Source organism: Flaviflagellibacter deserti, assembly GCF_042652085.1.
Classification (GTDB): Bacteria; Pseudomonadota; Alphaproteobacteria; order Rhizobiales; family Methylopilaceae; genus Flaviflagellibacter; species Flaviflagellibacter deserti.
The window spans coordinates 835,271-851,246 of record NZ_JBHSJF010000006.1; the positions used below are offsets into that span (position 1 = coordinate 835,271).

Here is a 15,976-nt window from a genome sequence, read left to right on the forward strand (position 1 = left end):
GACGTACTGTAGCGGGGTCCGCTGATGACGACACTCCTTCGGGGGCAGTCAATTCACCGTCTTCACTTCATATCCGGCGTCGTTGATGGCCCTGAACAGGGTCTCGACAAGGGCGTCGCTCTCGACGGACACGGTCTTGCTCTTCAAGTCCACGTCCACCGAAGCGGCCGGGTCGACGCCCTTTACGGCTTCGGTCACAGCCTTGACGCAGTGGCCGCAGGACATCTCTTGAACCTCAAACTTCGTCAACGTGATCTCCTTTCGCGAGTCGGAGCGAAGGTGGAGGTTCCAGCGGTGGGAAGGTCAAGACCGGTTTTTGTGGCTGTGCCCTTGACCTTCCCATGACGGGAAGCCCCATCTGACAGCGCAGTGAAAGGAGTGGCCATGTCCACGACAACTGCGCCGTCCCCCGAGCGGACGGAGAAATTCGATCTCGCGATCCAGGGAATGACCTGCGCCTCATGCGTGCGCCGGGTCGAGAAGGCGCTGGAGCGTGTCCCCGGCGTCTCCCGGGCTTCAGTCAATCTCGCGACCGGGCGCGCCAGCGTCGACGCCGCGCGCTCAGTCGTCGCGTCCGATCTAGAGCAGGCGGTGTTCTCCGCCGGATACGAGATCGCCCCAGAGCAGACAGACCTCGCAATCGAAGGCATGACCTGCGCGTCCTGCGTCCGGCGGGTCGAGAAATCGCTTCTCGCGGTTCCAGGCGTCGCGTCGGCCGCGGTGAACCTCGCAACCGAGCGCGCGACCGTCCGCCACCAACCCTCGGCCTCCGTTAAGGATCTCGTCGCCGCCGTCGAGAAGGCTGGCTATCAGGCGAAGGAGGTCGTCCAGGCCGTTCACGTCCACGACCACGGCGACAAGGCCGAGGAGTTCGACCGTCTGCGCCGGAATCTGATCCTCGCGGTGGTTCTGGCGCTCCCCGTCGTCGTGCTCGAAATGGGTACGCACCTGGTCCCGGCGCTGCACGACTGGGTCATGAACATGCTTGGCGAGCAGACCAGCCGGGTCGTCCAGTTCGTGCTGACCACGGTTATCCTGGTCGGGCCTGGGCGCCGCTTCTTTACGAAGGGCGTTCCTGCGCTCCTGCGCGGCGGCCCGGACATGAATTCGCTCGTCGCGGTGGGGACGGCGGCTGCCTGGGCTTACTCCACAGTGACGACGTTTTTGCCTGCGCTGATGCCCGAAGGCACCCGCAACGTCTACTTCGAGGCGGCGGCGGTGATTGTCGCCCTCATTTTGCTGGGGCGGTTCCTCGAGGCGCGCGCCAAGGGCCGGACGGGCGAGGCCATCAAGCGCCTCGTCGGCCTCCAGCCCAGAACGGCCCAAATCCTGCGCGGGAACGAGACCGTCGAGGTCGCCGTCGGCGACGTTGTCGCCGGAGATGTCGTCGTGGTCCGGCCCGGCGACCGCATCCCGGTCGACGGCGACGTGATCGACGGCTCGTCCTATGTCGACGAATCCATGATCACCGGAGAGCCCGTCCCGGTGTCGAAGGGCGCCGGAGACGAAGTCGTCGGCGGCACGATCAACAAGACGGGCAGCTTCACCTTCCGGGCAACCAAGGTCGGCGCCGACACGGTGCTCGCCCAGATCATCCGCATGGTCGAGCAGGCCCAGGGCGCGAAGCTGCCGATCCAGGCGATGGTCGACCGGGTCACGGCATGGTTCGTCCCGGCCGTCATGACCGCCGCGCTGCTGACGTTCGTCGTGTGGCTGATCTTCGGCCCCGATCCGGCGCTGTCGTTCGCGCTGGTCAACGCCGTTGCCGTGCTGATCATCGCCTGTCCGTGCGCGATGGGGCTGGCGACCCCGACGTCGATCATGGTCGGCACGGGTCGGGCTGCCGAGATGGGCATCCTCTTCCGGCGCGGCGACGCCCTGCAAACACTGCGCTCGGCAACGATCGTTGCGTTCGACAAGACGGGCACGATGACCGAAGGACGTCCGCGGCTCACCGACCTGGAGGTGATCGGCGAGATTGACGAGGAGGAGATATTGCGGCTGTCAGCCGCCGTGGAAGCACGCTCGGAACATCCGATCGCTGCCGCCATCGTCGACGCGGCGAAGACCCTCGATATCGGCGACGCCGCCGTCGAGGACTTCGAGGCAGTGCCCGGGCACGGGGCGCGCGGAACAGTGGACGGCCGTCGCGTCGAGATCGGCGCCGATCGGATGATGGCCGCGGCGGGATTGTCGGTCGATCAGTTCGCCGACGTCGCGGGCCGTCTCGGGAACGAGGGCAAGTCGCCGCTGTACGTCGCCGTCGACGGACGCCTCCAGGCGGTTCTCGCGGTGTCGGATCCGATCCGCGCGACGACGCCCGCGGGCATCGCGGCGCTGCACGCCCTCGGGGTGAAGGTCGCGATGATCACGGGCGACAACCGCAGGACCGCCGAGGCCGTGGCCCGCCAGGTCGGCGTGGACACGGTCGTCGCCGAGGTGCTGCCTGCAGGCAAGGTCGCGGCGCTAAGGGAGTTGTCTTCCGGTTCCGCCGGCGTCGTCTTTGTCGGCGACGGCATCAACGATGCTCCGGCTCTGGCGGAGGCGGGCGTCGGCATCGCCATCGGCACCGGAACCGACATCGCGGTCGAGACCGCCGACGTGGTGCTGATGTCCGGTGACCTGCGCAATGTCGCCAATGCCATCGCCGTCTCCAGGGCGACCCTGAAGAACATCCAGCAAAACCTGTTTTGGGCGTTCGCCTACAACGTGGCTCTGATCCCGGTCGCGGCCGGGGCGTTGTTCCCGCTCTACGGCGTGCTGCTGTCGCCGATCTTCGCGGCCGGGGCGATGGCGCTATCGAGCGTGTTCGTGGTCACGAACGCCTTGCGCCTCCGGGGCATGAAACCGCGCTTGAGCAATCTCTCCATGAGGTAGTTGCACATGTCGGAGAAACGAAATGGCAGACCCCGCGAAAGCAAACGTTTTCAAGGCAAGCTCGCAAAGGCGGGGTCTTCGAGTTCCAGAAGAAAACTTATGCGACTGCCAGCAGTTTCGCCTGCTCATCCTGCGCGGCTCATTGGAGCCGCCAGCAGCGCCCCCAGCTGGTTCCTGCCGCTGATTCCTCTCGATCGTCCTCACTGTTCGTCCCGGGCGCGCCTCACGCTTCCGATCCGTGATGGCAGTCCATCGCTATGTTGGCCCGGGAAAGGTCGCTTTGGCCAAAGTGATACCCAGCCAGGCGCCGCCAGCGAGGCAGACAGCGATGCAGAGGACGGCGACGATGAACGCCTGAGTGATGGCTGCCGGATCGGTGCGCGCGTCAAGGACTGTGTAGAAAATCCCGCCGATCACCGCGACGCTGAGCGCGGTGCTGACTTGCAGGGTCGAACTGACGATGCCGGCGATCATGCCGGAGAACGCCGGCGCGACGCGGCCCGTCACCATCCGCATCAAGGTCGGCAGTCCGAGCCCCTGGCCGAAGCCGATCACGAACAGGATGACCCCAAGCGGCACGGGTGCAGGCGGTGCCCCGGTCGGAGTCGCCATGATGAGCCAGACCAGGCCAAGAAGGCCGATGGTTTCCAGACCTAAGCCGATCGGATTGACATACGCGCCGAAGATCTGCCTGCCGGCAGATGTAGACAGCGGCCCCAGAAGGAACCCTGCACCGAACGGAAGGAAGACGAAGCCAGCGCTGAGCGCGGACACGTGCAGCGCGCCTTGCAGATAGATTGAGAACAGCAGGAAGAAGGCGCCGATCGAATAGAACGACAGCGCGACCAGCAGCGCGCGGCCAAGCCCCGGTGCCTGCAAGGCGGCCGGATCGAGCAAAGGGGTGCCGCCGGAGCGAGCCAGCCGGGATTCATACCGCCAGAAAAACCGCGCCAGCACCGGCACCGCTGCCAGCGACAGCAAGGACCATAAGGGCCAGCCCGCTTCGCGCCCCTCGATCAATGGCAGGATCAGCGCACCGAGCGTCACCATCGACAAAGCCGTGCCGCCGAGGTCCAGCCTGCGCGCGTCCTGCGCACGCGTTTCCTTCAGGATAGAGATGCCGAACAGCACGACCACGATCGCGACCGGGAGGTTGACGAGGAAGATCGCCCGCCACCCCAGGCCCATCAGATCGAGTGAAATCAAGACTCCGCCCAGTGCCTGGCCGACGACGGAGGCCAGACCGAAGACCGCGCCATAGAGGCTGAGCGCCAGCGGTTTTTCCTTTTCAGGGAACATCGCCTGCACCGAAGCCAGTGCCTGCGGCGCCATGACTGCCGCCGTCACGCCCTGCAAGGCGCGCCCCGCGATCAGCGACCAAGGCGACCAAGCGAAACCGCACAGCAGCGACGCTGCCGCAAAGCCGATCAGCCCGAGGATGAACACACGGCCGCGTCCGAACAGGTCGCCCAGTCGCCCGCCGGTGATCAGCGTCACGGCATAGAGCCCGGCGTATGAGGAAATGACGAGTTGCTCGGCGGAGGGCGATGCGCCCAATCCCTCGCGGATCGAGGGAAGCGCGACATTGACGATGAAGAAATCGAGCGGCGGCAGGAATGCGCCAGCCAGCAGAACCACGAACATCGCCCATCGGCGCGGGTCGAGCGGGACCGCATCGGCCTGGGGCGTGGCGGCCGGCAATGTTCCCGCCTGAGATATGACACTGACACTCACGGCTGTCTTCCGTTCTTGATTGTGAATTTCGCTGATGCCGACAGGTCCTGGATTGGTCGGCATGGTTGCGGCTCAGAGAGGTGTCGCCAGGCTGCGCTGCGGCTTGACGGCCGTGACGAGATCCACGTCGGCCATCACCCGCGCCGTTTCGGATGAGTTCAACGCCGCTCTCATGGCCGCCTCGTCCCGGAACACGCAGGTCGCGATCGCGATCAGGCCGGCGCCGTCTCCCTGCGGGAAGAAGCCGGCGAGGCGTTCGAGCCCGTAGGGCCCCCAGCATTCGAGCACGAGCGGGAAATGGACGTTGATCCAATGTTCGCGGTTGAACGGCGTGTTGCCGTTCCCGGCATAGGTCACGTACATGGTGATCATGGCGGTCCTCTCAGAATGTTGAAATCGGCGGCTATGGAGATGTCGCGCCGGGCGCTTTGTGGCCCCGGCATCATCTAGGCCATCAGATTTGTTCGATAACTGACATTGCTGTACGCATGGCGTTCAGTTTTGTAGGTCAGGCGCAATGGAGTGGAGTGACGTCCGAATTTTCCTGGCGATCGTCCGTTCCGGCACGCTGGGCGGCGCTGCCCGTGCGCTTCATCTGAGCCATCCGACTGTCGGGCGCCGGCTGCGGGCTCTCGAACAGGCAACCGGCAATACGTTGTTTCAGAGGACGGCCGACGGCCTCGTTCCGACGGAAGAAGGCCATTCCATCATCGCCCTGGCGGAGCAGATGGAGGAAGGCGCCTTGGCGATGCAGCGGCGGCTCGCCGGGCAGGAGCAAAACCTTCGCGGCAGCTTGCGCGTCTCGTCTGCCGACTGGTTCGGCGCCTACGTCCTGCCCCCGATCATCGCCGACTATGCGAGCGCCTATCCCAACGTCGATGTCGAGATCCTGACGGGCACCCGCTTGTTCAGCCTCGCGCAGCGCGAGGCCGACATCGCCTTCCGCATCGTTCCCTTCGACACGCCCGACGTCGTGCAGCGACGGCTAGTCCGGTTGTCCTATGGTGCCTACGTCGCGACGGAATCGCCCGAACCGGCATACGGCGATGGAGCCGGGTTTCGGCTGATTACCCACGATACGTCGACGGGCCAGTTCCCAGATATCGGTTGGCTTAAGGAGAGCTTCCCAAATGCCAGAACCGTTCTGCGGTCGAACAATCGGAACGTTCAGGGGCGCATGTGCCGCATCGGCATCGGTATCGCAGTTCTGCCGCAGGTCGTCGGCAATCAGATGCCCGGCCTCCGCCGGTTAAACCTGCCGGCGGAACCGCCCGGACGCGATATCTGGATGGGCTACCACCGTGACATAAGGCGTCTTGAACGTCTGCGGGCCTTCATCACTACGGTGACCAATCACATCGCGAACGTACAATCCTGAAAGAAAATATGCGCCCGATCGACACCTCCTGCCTCAGCCTGAGGATCACGGGGCGGCCCGGCGCCCTTGACTGACCTGCGAGCAATTGACGCCACACACACGATTGGCATGCACGTCCGATAAACGACCGATTTTGGCGTACATTCACCCCTGCGGTCTCAGTCGTTCCGTATCGCAAGTTATGCGACGCAGGTCTGCGAGGCCTGCATGGTGATGGCCGCCGGACTATTCCGTAGACGACAGCGCCGGTCATTTTCTGTGGTGATCCCGGGAGGGCTCGAACCTCCGACCTACGGTTTAGGAAACCGCCGCTCTGTCCAGCTGAGCTACGGGACCGCCGCGGTCTGGGTATCATAACCGCGCGCCGATTTGCAGCCTGTCATCGCACCTCGTCCTCAGCCTAGACTGCAAAATATGCGGCTCCTCACGGGTCCAATCCTGCTCGTTGCGCTCGTTCTGGGCGAAGGGCGGCCCGCATTCGCCGAATGCCCGCCCGCTCCCATCGAGACGATCGCGGGTCTCCAGCTCGTCGAAGACGGGCTCCGCTCCCCGGACGGCCGTGTCTTCACCCTTGCCGGTATGATCCTCGATACGTCGGGACGCGATCGCCTGGGGAGGCTGACAGCCTACCGGCCGGTGATCCTGCGTCCTGCCGGCCCGGCCGATCGCTGGGGCCGTTTCCCGGTTCATCCGGAGACCGGCGGTGTGCTGATTGAGGAAACCCTGCTTGCCGAAGGGCTTGGCCATGCCGCCGCGCTGTCGCGTCCGGCCTGCCTCGAAACCCTCCTGCAAATGGAAGCGAAAGCGCGCGCCGCGCGGCTTGGAGTCTGGCGCGGCTCCGGCTATGTGATCAGGGCGGCGGATGGCGATGCCTTGGTCGCGAGACTGGGCGAGCATGTCGTCGCGGAGGGGCAGGTGATCTCGACCCGTAAGGTTCGGGATCGCGTCTATCTGAATTTTGCGAAATATTGGCGTCGCGGGCTGAGCCTGATCGTCGCCGAGAAGGATTGGTCCGCGATGGCGGATGGCCGCCCAGCCGAAGCGCTCTCCGGCAAGGTCGTGCGGGTGCGCGGCCGGTTGGAATGGCGTGGCGGGCCGGTGATCCTGGCGGACCCACGCGAGCCGATAGAACCGGTGGTGGTTGGGCAGGTGAGCAGGTGATGGTGCGGCGGGTCGGGTCCGTATTGCGTTTCGGTGTGCTGGCCGTGCTCCTCGCCGGCCTGGCCGCTTGCGCGGGCCTCGAATCCTCCACGACGAGCGCCGGCCTCGTTCCCACGGTCGCTCCCCGCGTCGTCGGTGCCGACACGCCCACCCGTCGCGAGCACAGCCGGATTCTCGCGGCCTATGGCGGTGCCTATCAGGATCCCGCGCTCGATCTGCTGCTGTCGGAGGTCTCGGCGAAGGTTTCCACCGCGTCCGACCGGCCGGACATCGCCTACCGCATCACGGTGCTGAATTCGCCATCGATCAACGCCTTCGCGCTGCCGACGGGAGACCTCTACGTCACCCGGGGCCTCCTCGCTCTGGCCAGCGACACGTCGGAGATCGCCGCCGTCATCGCCCACGAAATGGGCCATGTCTCGGCCCGTCACGCCTTCGACCGCGCCGACAAGGAGCGCGAGGCCGTGCTTGTCAGCCGTGTCGTCTCGGACGTGCTGAACGATCCCGAGGCCGGTGCGACCTCGCTGGCGAAGAGCCGCCTCGAACTCGCCCGGTTCTCGCGCGAGCAGGAACTGGAGGCCGACCGCATCGGTGTGCGCACGCTTGCCAAGGCCGGCTACGACCCGTACGGCGCTTCCCGCTTCCTTGCCGCCATGGGCAGGAATGCCGCTCTTCGCGCGGCGAGTTTCGGCGGTGGAGAAGGGGAGAAGGTCGACTTCATGTCGAGCCACCCGGCTACGCCCGAGCGCGTCGAACGCGCGACCACCGCCGCCAAGGACGCGCAGGCGACCTCGAAGCCCGAACGCGACCGCGACCGTTTCCTGACCGCGATCGAGGGCATGGTCTATGGCGACGACCCGGCACAAGGTTTCGTCCGTGGCAATCGCTTCATCCACCCGGTGATCGGCTTCGTCTTCGAGGCCCCGCCGGGCTTCAATCTCGAGAACGCGTCGGAATCCATCGTCGGTATCGGACAAAACGAGACCGCGCTTCGCTTCGACAGCGTCAAGGTTCCGAGCGGCCAGCCCATCGGCCAACATCTCGCGACCGACCTGATGACGGGTGTCGAGGTCAGCGGGGTGGAGGAGGTCACGGTGAACGGTTTCCCGGCTGCGCTGGCCGTCGCCCGCGGCCGCGACTGGAATTTCCGCCTCGCCGGCATACGCTTCGGCTCGGACGTCTATCGCATCGTCTACGCCGCCCGCCAGCTGACGCCGGAGATCGACGCCCAGTTCCGTGCCTCGATCCAGAGCTTCCGTCGCCTCACCTCAAGCGAAGGCACATCCGTTCGTCCGCAGCGGCTCGCCATCGTCAAGGCGAAGGCCGGCGACACGATGCAAAGCCTCGCCGCGCGCATGGCAACCGCGGACCGCCAGATCGAGCGTTTCCAGGTGCTGAACGAACTGGCGCCCGAAGCGCAGATCGTCCCTGGCGGGCGTTACAAGCTGATCGTGGAGTGATGGTCCCCCTCTCCTGCGAAGCGGGAGAGGGTCGAGTTGCCGTCAGGCGACCGGGTGAGAGCCAGCACGATGCTCATGGCCGTCGTCCTCCGGCTCGACCGGAGGACCCATATGACGGTGCCACTTGGGGTGGATCCTCCGGTCAAGCCGGAGGATGACGAATTCAAGCGAAGGCCGCGGCCGGTTCCGCTTCGAGCGCCCTCTTCAGCTTCTCAAGCGCCCGGTTCTCGATCTGCCGGACGCGCTCCTTGGAGATTCCGAGCAGTTCGCCCAGCGCCTCGAGCGTCACGGCGTTATCGTCGAGCTTCCTGGCCCGGATGATCTTCAGCTCGCGCTCGGAAAGGACGCCGAGCGCCTTCCGGAGCCACATCGTCCGCCGTTCCTCGTCGATCAGGTCGCCGACCGCCTCGTCCGGCAGCGGCGCGCCATCGATCAGGAAGTCGACCCGTTGCGCGGCGTTCTCGCCATCGTTCTCGGTAAGCGGCGCATTCAGCGAGAGGTCGGGGCCGGAAAGCCGCGAATCCATCAGCGCGACATCGGCTTCGGACACGCCGATCGCCCGTCCGATCTGCCGATAAAGCTCCGCCGTGGTCAGCGTGTCGTTGGTCTGGCCAAGCCTCCACCGAAGTCGCCGCAAGCTGAAGAACAGGGCCTTTTGGGTGGAGCTCGTACCGCCGCGCACGATCGACCAGTTGCGCAGGATGTGATCCTGGATCGCAGCCCGGATCCACCAGGTCGCATAGGTCGAGAAGCGCACTTCGCGTTCCGGATCGAACCGTGCCGCCGCTTCCAAAAGGCCGACATGGCCTTCCTGGATCAGATCGGCCATCGGCAGGCCGTAATGACGGAACCGCGCCGCGATGGAGATGACGAGGCGCATATGCGCCGCCGCGAGACGATGCAGCGCCGCCTCGTCACGTTCATTCTTCCAGCGCTGAGCGAGCTTGTGCTCCTCCTCGCGTTCGAGGAAGGGTGCGCTCATCGCAGTCTTCATGAACTGGTGGCGCAGTCCATCGGCAGCAGCCATCGAAACCTCCTGGAACGCAGTAAGCGAATCAAGAAACGTCCGAGGACTTGAAAGGTTGCGGGGGCGCCCTAACGCGTGGGTATGGATGCCCTATACGTAGGGATGCATTCAGGCGGACAAGCCCGCCCTAGGCGTCGTAGCCGAGTTCGCTCGCGGCCATCTGTCCGACCGCCATGTCGATCTCGGCGGGCATGTCGTCCTCGAACCACCAGGCCGCCGAAAGTCCGGTCCAGGCAAGTATCCACCGAAGCAGGCGCGTGCGCTCGATGCCGGCCATGTCCGATACGATCTCGACACGCCGCAGGAACCGGTCCTTCTCCTTCGGCACCGAGGGCGCGTCCTCCGGATTGCAGAACAGGTTTGCGTAGTCGAACGCCCGGTCGCCCAGGATGCGCTTGGGATCGATCGCAAGCCAGCCGCGCGCGCCGAAATCGAGGACGTTGTCGTGGTGCACGTCCCCATGCAGGACGCCGATCTCCTTCTGATTGGAGAGAAGGTCTCGCGCTGTGCGGGCCGAAAGCGCAAGGAGGCCGCCATGTACTTCGGCCGCCGGCCAGAGGCTGCGAAACCATTCAGTGAGCGGGACGAGGTCCGGAAGCGGTTTGCCACGTGGCGTATGCAGTTCGGCGATCGCGTCGCAGAGTATCCTGGTCGCCTCGTCATCACGGCCGTCCCGCGCATATTCGGTGAGACGCCGCTTCCCTTCCGCGCGCTCCAGAAGGATCGCATCATCGTCATGAGCGAAGACACGAGCGGCGCCGCGACCGTCCCACCAGTTCATGAGGAGATGGCCGAGCTTTTCTTCGACGGCGTGCGAGACCTTCAGCATCGCGGGTTCACCGCGATAGCGGACCGGAAGTAGCTGGCTGCTGTGCGTCTCGATCGGCGGGCCGTCGGGCGTGAGCTTCCAACGACCGAGATACTCGTCGAACATCAGCTTTCCTGTCGCCAAAAACAAAAGGCCCGGCTTTCGCCGGGCCTTCGTAAATCCAGAACCTGAAGGAAATCAGGCGGCTTCCGCCTCGTCGCCGTCGGTCTCGTCGGCGTCCGTCTCGGCTTCCTCGCCGCGGACAGCGCGTTTCGGGCCCTTCGCGAGCATTTCCTCGATCTTTTTGACCGATTCGGAATCCGTCAGCTTCTCGACGGCCGCAAGTTCGCGCGCCATACGGTCGAGCGCGGCTTCATAAAGCTGGCGCTCGCTGTAGGACTGCTCCGGCTGGGTATCGGCGCGGTGCAGGTCCCGGACCACTTCGGCGATCGCGATCAGATCGCCCGAATTGATCTTGGCTTCGTATTCCTGGGCGCGGCGCGACCACATCGTGCGCTTGACGCGGGCGCGACCCTTCAGGGTCTCGAGCGCCTTGGCCATAACCTGTTCGTCGGCCAGCTTGCGCATGCCGACGCTCGCGATTTTCGAAACCGGAACGCGCAGGGTCATCTTGTCCTTGGCGAAGGTGATGACAAACAGTTCCAGCTTGAAGCCGGCAACTTCCTGCTCCTCGATCGCAACGATCTGGCCGACGCCATGCGCCGGATACACGATGTGCTCGTTGGTCTTGAAGCCGTGGCGGTTGCTGGTCGGCGTGGGCTTCTTGGCGGCAGTGGTCATAATGGCGCGCGCTCCGTGTCACTTGCGGCTCCGAGGCCGCTCGTCTTGGCCGGTCCGCCCCCCGCGGTCGCACCGGCAAATTTCCGTTCGCATATCCGTCCAGAGACGAACTGATGATTACCGCTCAACGCAATGAGCAGTCGGCCACAGCTGCGAACCTCAAGCTTTGGTCGAAAAAAATGCCCCGTCTAGGAAACGGAGCCGGCCCGTGACGGGCACCTCAAGCATCCAGAGACCCTATCATAAAAATGTCTTTTCCGCAAATCCGCGTTGCCTGTATCGCGAATACATCAGCTGACATTCGAAGGGTTCGTGCCGTTTAGGCTTAACCGGGCCCGGGACGCTGAACTTGATCGTCCGCGAAGAAGATATGGGGTTGGCGACCATCAAAGTGAAGGCCTAGACATTAAGTCTATGGCCGGTCCTTCCGACGCCCGCCCCTGAGCAATACCGCGGCTCTGGATATGATGTCCGGGAACGAGAACCAGTAAAACGCGTCGCGGATAACCGGCTAGTCGCCTTCGCCGGGCTCGGGCGACAGCAGTTCGAGCTTGCCCGGCTTGCCGTCCCATTCCTTGGCGTCCGGCAGCGCGTCGCGTTTCGTGGTGACGTTCGGCCAGCTCTTGGCGAAGTTGGCGTTCAGTTCGAGCCAGGATTCGAGGCCTGTTTCGGTATCGGGCTTGATGGCCTCGGCCGGGCATTCCGGCTCGCAGACGCCGCAGTCGATGCACTCGTCAGGATGGATGACGAGCATGTTCTCGCCCTCATAGAAGCAGTCGACGGGACAGACCTCGACGCAATCCATGTATTTGCACTTGATGCAGTTCTCGGTCACCACATAGGGCATCGTCTACACGTCCATCCTTGGTCTTTGCGTGTCTGCCTAGTCGACGCATGCTTTGCACGCAAGCTTCGAGGCTGTGTGCTGGTAAATACAGACCAGCCTCAAGATCAATCCTCTTTTTCGAATCGATCTAACATTCGTCTGTCGCGCTTGGTCGGCCGACCCGTACCGGGGTCACGCTGAGGACCAACCGCCACGGGCCCGGGCCGTTCCGGCGGTGGCGGACTGTGATCGTCGAAGAGAGCGCTTGCGACGGTCGCGCTGCCGCGCCGCTCGGCGAACCCTTTCACCTCAAGCACCCGGACGCGGTTCTCCAGGGCAATGGTCAATGTGTCGCCGACCTTCACCGGTCGGCTTGCCGCATCAATTCTGATGCCGTTCAGTCGAACGTGACCCGAAACCGCCAGTTCCTGGGCGAGCGTCCGGGTCTTCACGACCCGGGCGTGCCAGAGCCATTTGTCGATGCGCTGACGGTCCGTGCTCAAATTGCCGAACTCAGGTCCGGGTCTTGTCGCTTTCGAGCTTGGCCTTGAGATCGGCCAGAGCCGCGAATGGCGAGCTCGGATCGATCGGCCGCTCGCGGCGTTCCGGACGACGCTGCTGCTGTTGCTGATCGGGGCGGCCGCCCTGGCGATCGTCGCGGCGCGGCGGCTTGCCATGGCGCTCGCGGCCCTCCCCGTTCTGGCCTTCGCGACGGTCGCCGCGGTTCTGGCCTTCACGCTTGTCGCCACCGCGCTGGTGGCGCGGCTTGCCGGAACGCTCGGGACGGCCTTCGCCGCCCTCACCCGGCGCGCCCTGGCCGGGACGGCGATCGCGGTTGTTCGGAGCCGGACGGCGATTGCCCTCGAACCGGCCCGGGCGCCAGATCTCGATCATGACCGGCTCGGCGGCAGCCGTAGCGGCAGCGTCGGACGAAGCGACGTCGATATCCGGAATGCCCAGGATCGCGTCGGCCAGAACCTCGCTGCTGGCTTCCAGCCCCGGGTCGACCGTCTCGGTAGCCACGGGCGCCTCAGGCTCGACCGCCGCCACCGGAGCCTCGGACTCGGCCGGAGCCGGCTCGGAGACGGCGGCATCAGCCAAAATCTCGCTGCTTGCTTCAGCATCGACCTGATCAGGCGCCGGAGCATCGGAGACTGCTTCGGCAGCATCAGCACTCGGCGCAGCCTCGGTCGCAACCGGTGCCGCAGTAACCGTCGGTGCCGGACGGCGTTCGACCCGGTAACCCAGCGAACGCAGGATCGCCGCGAAATCCTCGCCAGCGCAGCCCGCAAGCGAGGTCATCGCGACCGTCACCGTGAAGCCGTTCCCCTCGGCCGCTCCCGCCGGAGCATCGCCGGGCGTGATGCCGGGCCGATAGGCGATGGCGGGACGAATGAGGTCCGCGAGACGCTCGAGGATATCGACGCGGATCGCCCGGTCGTTGCAGAGGCGGTAACCGAGAGCCCGGAACAGGTCCTTGGGTCCGTTCGGATCGGTCTTGAAACTCGTGCGTCCGCTCGACGCCAGGCCTGCAACCTCGGCAGCGGCGGCATTGTCGCGGCTGTGATGCAGCGACCAGAGCTGCGCCGCCAAAGCGCGCGGAGCCGGCTTCAGCAGCGCCGGAAGATAGAGGTGATAGGCGCCAAACCGCACCCCGAGGGCGCGCAGGCTCGCCCGGGCGTCCTGATCGAGCCCCTTCACTTCGTCGGAAACCTTGGCACGATCGAGGACGCCGAGCGCCTCGACGATCTGGAACGCCAGGCCGCGCCCGATGCCTGTCAGGTTCTCGGCCGATTCAAGCGCGAGCAGCGGTCCCAGCAGCTTCTGGATGTTGGTCGTCAGCCAGAGCTGGAGCCGCGCTTCCGCCTTCTCGCGGTCCGGCGCCGACAGCACGTCGTCGGCGAGAAGCCGGGCGCGCGGAGCGAGCGTCTTGTCGCCCGACGCCAACTTTCCGACGGGCTCACCGAGCCAGCGCAGGGTGCCGTCCGAAGAGAGAACGAGTTCGCTGTCGGGAGCGGAGGCCAGCCGGTCGGCCCGCCTCGCATACTCGCCGCCGAGCGCTTTCTGGGCCGCGGCGCGCAGCGCGCGGCCGTCTTCACCCTCGGCGCTTTGATCCGCCGTGAACCGGAACGCGGAAAGATGTCCGACATGCTGTCCTTCGACCAGCACGTCCCCGCTTTCCGTCACCTGCGCTTCCAGCATGTCCTTGTCCCTCAGCCGCCGCATCAACACGCTCGAACGGCGATCGACGAAGCGTTGCGTCAGCCGCTCGTGTAGAGCGTCCGACAATTTGTCTTCAACCGCGCGTGTTAATGCCTGCCAATGTGCCGGGTCTGCAAGCCAGTCCGGTCGATTGGCGACAAATGTCCAGGTACGGATATGCGCGATCCGCGCCGATAATGTGTCGATATCGCCATCGGTCCGGTCCCCCTGATCGACCTGCCGGGCGAACCAGTCGGCTGGGATTTTACCCTCCCGCATCAGAAATCCATAGAGGGTCGTGACAAGTTCGCCATGCGCGGCCGGAGCAACTTTCCGATAGTCCGGCACCTGGCAGACATCCCAGAGCAGCTCGACCGCCTTGGCGCCCTTGGCGAAATCCCGGGTCTCGTGGTCTCGAACCGCGTGCTCCAGCGCCTCGATGTCCTCGCCCGTCGGAGCCCGCGTCAGGCCGGGTTCGGTCGGCGCCACCGCGAGACTGGCCAGTAAGGCGGCGGGCGAGGAGAAATCGAGATCACGGCTTCGCCACTGAAGCAAACGCACGGGATCGAAATTATGGGTCTCGAGCCTTTCCACGAGTTCGGTCTCGAACGGTTCGCAACGACCCGTCGTTCCGAACGTACCGTTCGACAGATGACGTCCCGCGCGGCCGGCGATCTGGCCGAATTCCGCGGGGTTCAGGCGGCGGAACTGGAAGCCGTCGAACTTACGATCGCCGGCGAAGGCGATGTGATCGACGTCGAGATTGAGGCCCATGCCGATCGCGTCGGTGGCGACCAGATATTCGACGTCGCCGCTCTGGTAGAGCTCGACCTGGGCGTTGCGAGTGCGCGGGCTGAGCGAACCGAGCACGACCGCCGCGCCGCCGCGCTGGCGGCGGATCAGTTCGGCGATGGCGTAGACCTCTTCCGCCGAGAAGGCGACGATCGCCGAGCGGCGAGGCAGGCGGGTGATCTTCTTCTCGCCGGCGAAGGTCAGCTGCGACAGGCGGGGACGGCCGAGAATGCTCGCACCAGGCAAAAGCTTCTCGATCAGCCCTCGCATGGTGGCGGCGCCAAGCAGCATGGTCTCATGACGGCCGCGGCGGTTCAGCAGCCGGTCGGTGAAGACATGCCCGCGATCGAGATCCGACGCGATCTGGATTTCGTCGATAGCGACGAAGTCGACCTCCAGATCCTGCGGCATGGCCTCGATGGTCGAGACCCAATAGCGGGGACTGGACGGCTTTATCTTCTCCTCGCCGGTGATGAGCGCGACCTTGTCGACACCGACCTTGTCGACGATACGCTGATAGACCTCGCGCGCGAGCAGCCGCAGCGGCAGGCCGATCAACCCCGAGCCCTGCGCCACCATGCGTTCGATGGCGAGATGGGTCTTGCCGGTATTGGTCGGCCCCAGAACGGCAGTGACGCCCCGGCCGCGTTCGGCCGGCGATAAGGTCTTCAATCTGTCCATTGGGTGGCGGAAGGCCTTCGGTTAGCGAGCAGGCCCGCTGTTTTCCTTAATGGGCTGAATCTGGGAACGTTGGCGGAACGAATCCAGCCCGAATCGGTGACTCGCGCCTGAGTCACGGTCTGTTCTACTCGGCCCGCACGTTAACACTCGGCCTAATAGGGAACAAAGACCGGCCGAATCGGAGACGCGACGATGTTCCCGGTTTGGATGCCCCATATGTTGATCAGCA

Annotated in this window: 13 protein-coding genes and 1 tRNA gene; 4 read left to right on the top strand and 10 right to left on the bottom strand. The window is 65.0% G+C overall.

The genetic code is table 11. The annotated features are described in order from the left end of the window. Positions 1–48: 48 nt before the first annotated feature. Complete coding sequence (locus tag ACFPFW_RS11050; RefSeq protein ID WP_114957963.1) at positions 49–249, bottom strand: heavy-metal-associated domain-containing protein; 201 nt, start codon at positions 247–249, stop codon at positions 49–51. 135 nt (positions 250–384) lie between these two features. Between ACFPFW_RS11050 and ACFPFW_RS11055 the strand changes: the two genes are divergently transcribed. Next, a complete protein-coding gene (locus ACFPFW_RS11055) occupies positions 385–2,877 on the top strand; it encodes a heavy metal translocating P-type ATPase (protein WP_114957962.1) in 2,493 nt (830 codons plus the stop codon). Positions 2,878–3,132: 255 nt separating this feature from the next. Here the strand turns inward: ACFPFW_RS11055 and ACFPFW_RS11060 are convergent, their stop codons facing one another. Both ACFPFW_RS11060 and ACFPFW_RS11065 read right to left on the bottom strand, forming a co-directional pair. Next, complete coding sequence (locus tag ACFPFW_RS11060; RefSeq protein WP_379770717.1) at positions 3,133–4,611, bottom strand: MFS transporter; 1,479 nt, start codon at positions 4,609–4,611, stop codon at positions 3,133–3,135. Positions 4,612–4,683: 72 nt separating this feature from the next. After that, the gene (locus ACFPFW_RS11065) at positions 4,684–4,983 is read right to left on the bottom strand and encodes an EthD family reductase (protein WP_114957960.1); all 300 of its coding nucleotides are present in this window, start codon (positions 4,981–4,983) and stop codon (positions 4,684–4,686) included. 145 nt (positions 4,984–5,128) lie between these two features. Between ACFPFW_RS11065 and ACFPFW_RS11070 the strand changes: the two genes are divergently transcribed. Then, positions 5,129–5,989 (top strand): LysR family transcriptional regulator, encoded by an 861-nt coding sequence (locus ACFPFW_RS11070; protein WP_114957959.1) that lies wholly within the window; start codon positions 5,129–5,131, stop codon positions 5,987–5,989. A gap of 259 nt (positions 5,990–6,248) precedes the next feature. Here the strand turns inward: ACFPFW_RS11070 and ACFPFW_RS11075 are convergent. After that, positions 6,249–6,325, bottom strand: a tRNA-Arg gene (locus tag ACFPFW_RS11075). 78 nt (positions 6,326–6,403) lie between these two features. Here ACFPFW_RS11075 and ACFPFW_RS11080 point away from each other — a divergent pair. Together ACFPFW_RS11080 and ACFPFW_RS11085 are read left to right on the top strand one after the other, a co-directional pair. Continuing rightward, positions 6,404–7,150: a thermonuclease family protein gene (locus ACFPFW_RS11080; protein ID WP_114957958.1), complete on the top strand. Its 747-nt coding sequence runs from the start codon at positions 6,404–6,406 to the stop codon at positions 7,148–7,150. Further along, positions 7,150–8,610 (top strand): M48 family metalloprotease, encoded by a 1,461-nt coding sequence (locus ACFPFW_RS11085; RefSeq protein WP_114957957.1) that lies wholly within the window; start codon positions 7,150–7,152, stop codon positions 8,608–8,610. The genes ACFPFW_RS11080 and ACFPFW_RS11085 overlap by 1 nt, the downstream gene beginning before the upstream one ends. Before the next feature lie 163 nt (positions 8,611–8,773). Here the strand turns inward: ACFPFW_RS11085 and ACFPFW_RS11090 are convergent, their stop codons facing one another. The 6 genes from ACFPFW_RS11090 to ACFPFW_RS11115 form a co-directional block, all read right to left on the bottom strand. Then, positions 8,774–9,637, bottom strand: coding sequence for an RNA polymerase factor sigma-32 (locus tag ACFPFW_RS11090; RefSeq protein ID WP_114957956.1), 864 nt, complete (start codon positions 9,635–9,637; stop codon positions 8,774–8,776). Positions 9,638–9,764: 127 nt separating this feature from the next. After that, a complete protein-coding gene (locus ACFPFW_RS11095) occupies positions 9,765–10,571 on the bottom strand; it encodes an aminoglycoside phosphotransferase family protein (protein WP_114957955.1) in 807 nt (268 codons plus the stop codon). Positions 10,572–10,643: 72 nt separating this feature from the next. Further along, the gene (locus ACFPFW_RS11100; protein ID WP_114957954.1) at positions 10,644–11,246 is read right to left on the bottom strand and encodes a CarD family transcriptional regulator; all 603 of its coding nucleotides are present in this window, start codon (positions 11,244–11,246) and stop codon (positions 10,644–10,646) included. 511 nt (positions 11,247–11,757) lie between these two features. Further along, on the bottom strand, positions 11,758–12,093 hold the full coding sequence (gene fdxA / locus ACFPFW_RS11105; protein ID WP_114957953.1) for a ferredoxin FdxA: 336 nt from the start codon (positions 12,091–12,093) through the stop codon (positions 11,758–11,760). 104 nt (positions 12,094–12,197) lie between these two features. Then, positions 12,198–12,575 (bottom strand): RNA-binding S4 domain-containing protein, encoded by a 378-nt coding sequence (locus ACFPFW_RS11110; protein ID WP_114957952.1) that lies wholly within the window; start codon positions 12,573–12,575, stop codon positions 12,198–12,200. 10 nt (positions 12,576–12,585) lie between these two features. Then, the gene (locus ACFPFW_RS11115; protein WP_114957951.1) at positions 12,586–15,747 is read right to left on the bottom strand and encodes a helicase-related protein; all 3,162 of its coding nucleotides are present in this window, start codon (positions 15,745–15,747) and stop codon (positions 12,586–12,588) included. Between the last annotated feature and the right edge of the window lie 229 nt (positions 15,748–15,976).

Coding starts and splice junctions, on each gene's coding strand:
- ACFPFW_RS11055 (WP_114957962.1), top strand. CDS start 385: ATGTCCACGACAACTGCGCCGTCCCCCGAGCGGACGGAGAAATTCGAT.
- ACFPFW_RS11095 (WP_114957955.1), bottom strand. CDS start 10,571: ATGTTCGACGAGTATCTCGGTCGTTGGAAGCTCACGCCCGACGGCCCG.
- ACFPFW_RS11115 (WP_114957951.1), bottom strand. CDS start 15,747: ATGGACAGATTGAAGACCTTATCGCCGGCCGAACGCGGCCGGGGCGTC.
- fdxA (WP_114957953.1), bottom strand. CDS start 12,093: ATGCCCTATGTGGTGACCGAGAACTGCATCAAGTGCAAATACATGGAT.
- ACFPFW_RS11070 (WP_114957959.1), top strand. CDS start 5,129: ATGGAGTGGAGTGACGTCCGAATTTTCCTGGCGATCGTCCGTTCCGGC.
- ACFPFW_RS11065 (WP_114957960.1), bottom strand. CDS start 4,983: ATGATCACCATGTACGTGACCTATGCCGGGAACGGCAACACGCCGTTC.
- ACFPFW_RS11085 (WP_114957957.1), top strand. CDS start 7,150: ATGGTGCGGCGGGTCGGGTCCGTATTGCGTTTCGGTGTGCTGGCCGTG.
- ACFPFW_RS11090 (WP_114957956.1), bottom strand. CDS start 9,637: ATGGCTGCTGCCGATGGACTGCGCCACCAGTTCATGAAGACTGCGATG.
- ACFPFW_RS11100 (WP_114957954.1), bottom strand. CDS start 11,246: ATGACCACTGCCGCCAAGAAGCCCACGCCGACCAGCAACCGCCACGGC.
- ACFPFW_RS11080 (WP_114957958.1), top strand. CDS start 6,404: ATGCGGCTCCTCACGGGTCCAATCCTGCTCGTTGCGCTCGTTCTGGGC.